The sequence below is a fragment of the Yersinia sp. 2542 StPb PI genome (genome assembly GCF_048593855.1).
Taxonomy (GTDB): domain Bacteria; phylum Pseudomonadota; class Gammaproteobacteria; order Enterobacterales; family Enterobacteriaceae; genus Yersinia; species Yersinia enterocolitica_E.
In genome coordinates, this window is record NZ_JAZGQA010000365.1 from 1 (window position 1) to 1,771 (window position 1,771).

A 1,771-nucleotide genomic window follows, 5' to 3' on the forward strand; every position below is an offset into this window, starting at 1 on the left:
GTGAAATCGCCAGGGTTTTAGAGGGCTACTTCACTAGAAATAGATGAAATACTTATGGCGAACTTTTTGGTTTTTTTTCCACGTTTCACCGATGGGTCATTCGTTTGGGGCCCTTGCTAGATAAAATATTTCGCCGACATAAACGTACTGTGGATCGGCGGTGGTGAAGGAAACCTTCATCAAAATCAAATGACAGTGGAAATATCTGTACCGCACTGTGGATATTGGAGGTCAGACCATGGCTTTCTGCTGACCGTCAAGTGAGACGCTGCAGCCGCGTTGTATTTCCTTCGCAAAGCCATTCTGAGGGGGTTACTATTGATAGAAGTGGTGCCAACTCGGCAGCGCTGACCATATTTAACGCCGACAAAGAATAAACGATTACCATCAGGTAGAGTAAATACCTGATCAATCTGATAGAGCAGGACCATCAGAATATCAAACGGTAGATACGGACAATACTGGGATTCAAATCATTCCGCTGGGCGCAGACGATATTGACGAGCATTGAATTAGTCTACATGATACGCAAAGTGCAATGTTAGCATCCCTCTTGAATCCGTTTATTACTTGCGGAACAATTTTATCTGTTGGCCCCCTAAAAAATAGACAGCTCAGTTTTTTCGTCTTCCCACTGTTAACGTGACAGAACTGATTTTCTTATTCTCCCGCCCCGCTAAACAGTTCCACCGCCAGGCATGACAACAAGTGTGCGCTATCGCCGTCTACTACATCCGTTCTCACTCCCTGCGGTCGTTGCGCTGCGGCTTTGCAGACGCACTTGCAATCACGCTTATCTGGCAGAGGCCCTGACGCTTTACGGCGCGAGAAACAGAAAACTCGCGATTAACAGCAAAGGGGAATACACCAGATGACGATTCATAACGCCGAAATACTGGGCAACTCATTAAATTTAGGCCACATGTTCTCACGTTCACCACTCCAAAACCTGTTTGATCCCTCGAACCGGCGCCCTGGAGTGTCAGCTGCTCAGTATCGCAAGGAGTTTGTATCGATTTTCAAACACTTAGCACCACATCATCACTGTTTTGATTTGTTTCGTGATTTTGTTCATGCAGCTGCTATTGCTATTCAAAATGCTTTTTTAAAGTCAGATGATTTAGAGCAAGAATATTTTGTAATTGAAAAACGCTTAGGCAAAGAGAATATGAGTCAGTTATCTCAATTGCTAGGGTGTGTTATTGGTGCTTTGGACGCAGAGCCGAGTGACTTTCTGGGGAGTCTCTATATGGAATTAGAGTTGAGTGCGTCCAGTTTAGGTCAATTCTTTACCCCTTATTCATTATCGGAAATGATGGCAGCGTTAACGATGTCTGACGCAGTACAAAACTTAAACAAACGTCCCTTTATAACTTACAATGGACCAGCCTGTGGGGCAGGTGGGATGGCTATTGCAGCAGCGATGTATATGCGTGAAAACGGGTATAACCCCCAAGAGCAAATTTTTATGGTTTGTACAGACATTGATGGCATGGTTGCTGATATGTGTTACATCCAATTATCGTTGTTGGGTATCCCTGCCCAGGTTATTACCGGTAATACACTCACACTGACCGTGAATAGAACTTTCCATACACCTTTTTGGTATCTGGGGGGTGGGAAGAGAAGTTAAAACACGCTGAGGCCGTTGAGCGAATGATGACGATATTCTCCCGCCTACAAGGGGTTCCACGCCCAAACCGCCGAAAATTCCGTCTGGCCTATAAATCGACTTTTTGGGACTTAACAGCGTTGCACAAACGTTCGTTTG

1 protein-coding gene and 1 pseudogene are annotated in these 1,771 nt (G+C 45.0%); both read left to right on the forward strand.

What is annotated here, in order from left to right:
* Positions 1-77: 77 nt before the first annotated feature.
* Positions 78-545 (forward strand): annotated as a pseudogene (locus V1952_RS21635) (IS6 family transposase); the annotation flags it as partial.
* A gap of 326 nt (positions 546-871) precedes the next feature.
* Entirely contained in the window at positions 872-1,633 is a 762-nt protein-coding gene (locus V1952_RS21640) for an N-6 DNA methylase (RefSeq protein WP_420074034.1), read from the forward strand.
* Positions 1,634-1,771: the final 138 nt, after the last annotated feature.